Here is a 4,170-nt window from a genome sequence, read left to right as displayed (position 1 = left end):
TTCTGTAAATCCCTTATTGTTATATTTAAAATATATAACCTAATTAAAATTTACACAATTATCTGTAAAGACCCTATAAAAACTCTACAATTTCTTCAATCTTTTCAATAATATTTCCATGATGTGCGTCAACTTCTTTTATAGCCAAACTATTTACTGCTTTGGATATATTATTATCTTTTAGAGTTAATATATAACTATTTAATTCATTACTAATATTTTCAATGCTAGTATCTGGTATTGTAGCTTTTAATAGAGTTACTCTAGATTTTAATAATTTATTAGACACATTAGTCATAGAAAGCTCTTTCTCAACATTAATTGCATTTATAACTTTATTTACATAAATTTCATCATACTTATCTAACATATTTTTTTTAATTTTATTCTTATAATCATCTAAATTAATACATGAGCCATATTCTGCTATTTGAGAGTCAGGAATAACAGAATCTAGTAAAGTCACTTTAATATTATCATATCCTTTAGATTCTAGTATGCTAGCCATCTCCAATGCTATCCTTCCTCCTAATGACCATCCTAATAGGTGAATAGGCTTATTATTAAAACTATATTTTTCTAAATATTGATTTAAATAATACCTTGATAACTTATTAAGTGATGAAATTTTATTTTTTGAAGATATATTATAATTGTCTATCCCTATAGAATTAAATTCATTAGCTAAATTATCAGCTAATGTACTATAAACCTCGCATCCAGCAATTCCTGGGTGTATTAATAACATATCTGGAAGATTGTTATTATAAGATTTATAAAAAGGCTTAATAATACCTAATGCTTCAGACTCAAATATAAATTTCTTAATATTCCTAGTTCTAAATATATCTGCTACACTTATTCGTTTACCTAATTCTTTAGATAACTTATGTGATAATTTAATAGCTAATATACTATTTCCACCTATCCTAAAGAAGTCATCGATAACACCAACTCTCTCTAAGCCAAGCACCTCTGCAAATATATTACATAATCTTTCTTCAAGCTCTGTAGCTGGTGCTACATAACTATCCTCATTAATAAGCTCAAGAGCTGGTAATGCCTTTCTATCTAACTTACCATTAGCCGTTAATGGAAACTTATGCATTATCCTTATTGAGGATGGAAGCATATATTCAGGTAATACTAAAAGCAACGACTTATAAACAAATTCAGAAGTTGTTCTAAAAAAATCATTTTCTTGTGTTTTTATAAATTTATATTCAAAAATGACCCCAGGTTCACAATATCCCCCAATACCTTTATCTAAATCTATAGTTAACCCATTTAATAAATCTTTATGTGTATATACCCCTGACTTAGGGAATTTCATATTTAGACATTTTTCCCAAAAATCAATGTTTGCTGTAATATATTGTGAACGTTCATTAATCTGCTTTAATTCCCCTCCTAGTTGTTGATTCTTTTTAAACCAAACATCACGATAATAATTATTTTTATTCTTTCGAATACAATAATCTTTTATATCATCTAGAGGATATTTATTTTTTCTTAACGGTCTTAATGAAGAAAATACTTTATTTAAGTTATACTGGTTTGCAAGTTTAAAAGCATTTTCAATTAATCTATCATATAAATCTAGACTTCTATATTTTCTTATAACTGTTGCAGACATACAAATTAAGGAGTTTGGTTTACTATCATTAAAACCTAATTTAAAGATACCTTCCCAAGTCTTTGGATATTTAGGATTAGTATCAGATATATATATAGGCAAACAGTTACAAACTGCTGCAACATTATCATCTTGGTCTACTATTACTAACTGATACTTTAAATATCTTTTGTATAACTCTGCCCATAACAAATCTTCTTCTTTATCTAAAAAAAAGTATTCTGGCCATGACTTTAATTGAGTCTCTACAAACTTTTGTTTTAAATCAGGTCTCTGCTCTAATGAATATATATAAAAATCATATTCTGAATTTTTATATACTCTAGAAGCTTCTTTATTTAATTCAATATATGAATATAAATTTCCTTTGATTGCTGTTGTGATACTATTTGAAACAGATTCTAACTTTCTTATTTGTGTATCAATCTCTTCTAACTCAATCCTAAACCCACGTATCTTAACCTGATCATCATTGCGACCTATATATTCAATATTGCCATCTTCTAACCATCTAACTAAATCTCCTGTCTTATACAACCTTGTATAACCTTTAGCTATATCACTCTCTGTTGCAAATGGATTAGATATAAACCTCTCAGCTGTTAATTCAGGACGATTCAAATACCCCCTAGCTAAACCAGCTCCTCCTATATATAACTCTCCAACTACTCCAATTGGGACTGGTTGGTGGTGTTGGTTCAATATATACACTTGAGTATTGTTAATAGGTCTTCCTATATTTAATTTTTCCGAACAGTCTATCTCACTTATAGTACTATTTACTGTATATTCAGTTGGACCGTATGCATTAAATATTTTTATTTTACTATTATAACTAGCCCAAAGTTTTACTAAATCTAAATTAAAACTATCTCCTCCAAAAGAAACTATTCTTATATATGATAATGGATTTGTATAGTCTTCTTCAGTATCACCTAACAGCCCAGCAAAACTAGGAGGTAGATTCATAATAGTTATTTTATTATCTCTACATAACTTAATGATCTTATTAAAATCTTGACGAGCTTCATTACTGCTTATAATAAGTCTTGCTCCAGAAATTAAAGTAGGAAATATTTCTTCTACAGACATATCAAACGTATATTTAGCAAACTGTAATATTCTATCTATATTAGAAATTTCATACATATTACTCATATACTGAGATAAATTAATTAAAGATTTATGCTCAACCATCACCCCTTTAGGTAAACCAGTAGTCCCTGACGTATAGATAACATATGCCAAATCTGTTGAGCTACTTTGTGGCTTAAGGTTTGTAGTTTCTTCCTGATCATATATATAGCCTTCTTTGCTTGAGTCTATCGATATCAAACTAATATCACTAGCTATATAATGAAGCTTATTCTCTAAATGACTCTGCGTGATAACTAATTTAGCTTGTGTATCTTTAGTAACATGTCTAAATCTCTCTTGTGGATATTCAGAATCCATAGGTACATATGCTCCTCCAGCTTTCATAATCGCTAAGGTACCTATAACTATATCCATACTTCTTTCTAAACATAATGGTATTAATGTATCTGGGGCAAGCTCTTGTTTAGTTACTTCCTTATACTGCCTTCTTATATATCTAGCTAATTGATTTGATCTTTGGTTAAGTTCCTTATATGTAAGCTCTTGACCTTCATATACTAATGCAACATTATTAGGATTTTGCTTAACTTGCTCTTCAAATAGTTCGTATATAGTCTTATCCTTAGAGTAATCTCTATCTGTTTCATTCCAGTCATAAACAATCGTCTGATACTCTTCTCTAGAAATATTAATCTTAAAATATTCATCTAGATTTATTGGGGAATCTAATGTTATATCATTATCCTCTGATATAGAACTTATAATATCTATTATATTGCCTACTCCTGAGTCTTCTGACAACATGAAACTATCTTCATACCCTTGATTAATATAAATTCCATGCTCTAATATTAATAAAAAATTCTTTATATTATTGCGCATATTAAGCTTTGAGTATAAAAAATCTTTATAACTATAATATATAGCTACATCAACATTTCGATCTTTAATAGACTCAATAATATTATTTCCTAAATTAATGACTCTTCTTTTTAACTCACAATAGTTATTACAACTCTTATCAATAAATACAGATAAACTCTTCATAAAATAATTTATATTTTTTCCTTTAAGAAAATTGTAGTTTTTCTAAAAAGTGAAGTCTTTAAATTATCTAGCAAATACCTTAATCAATAAAACTCTCCAAGTCTTATTATTCATAAAAAAAGATTTACTTATAATAACTAAAATCCTTTTGAAATAAGAATTAAACAATATATGTTGTAAAAAGATACAAGTCGAACAAAAATACTAAACAACCCACACTCTTTTATAAATATCGATAAGTCATTTAGATTTTTTTAACTCAATATGATTCCCAAATTAATGATGTAAGATATGCCTTATCTTATATTATGCCTAGGTTCTGTGCACAAAAAATATAAATTAGATTGAAAATAGCTAAACCGTTGTTATTTAAAAGTTGAAAGGCAGTA

At 27.7% G+C, this 4,170-nt stretch carries 1 protein-coding gene; it reads right to left on the bottom strand.

Going from position 1 to position 4,170, the window contains the following annotated elements; translation table 11 throughout:
• Nucleotides 1-73: 73 nt before the first annotated feature.
• Complete coding sequence (locus AB8E56_RS11190; protein WP_329481129.1) at nucleotides 74-3,781, bottom strand: amino acid adenylation domain-containing protein; 3,708 nt, start codon at nucleotides 3,779-3,781, stop codon at nucleotides 74-76.
• Nucleotides 3,782-4,170 lie beyond the last annotated feature (389 nt).

This window comes from Francisella sp. 19X1-34 (assembly GCF_041102755.1).
GTDB lineage: Bacteria > Pseudomonadota > Gammaproteobacteria > Francisellales > Francisellaceae > Francisella.
This window is presented reverse-complemented; position numbering and strand designations above follow the sequence as displayed.

What these genes read in the sequence shown, in the direction of transcription:
- AB8E56_RS11190 (WP_329481129.1), bottom strand. Translation starts at nt 3,781, where the DNA reads ATGAAGAGTTTATCTGTATTTATTGATAAGAGTTGTAATAACTATTGT.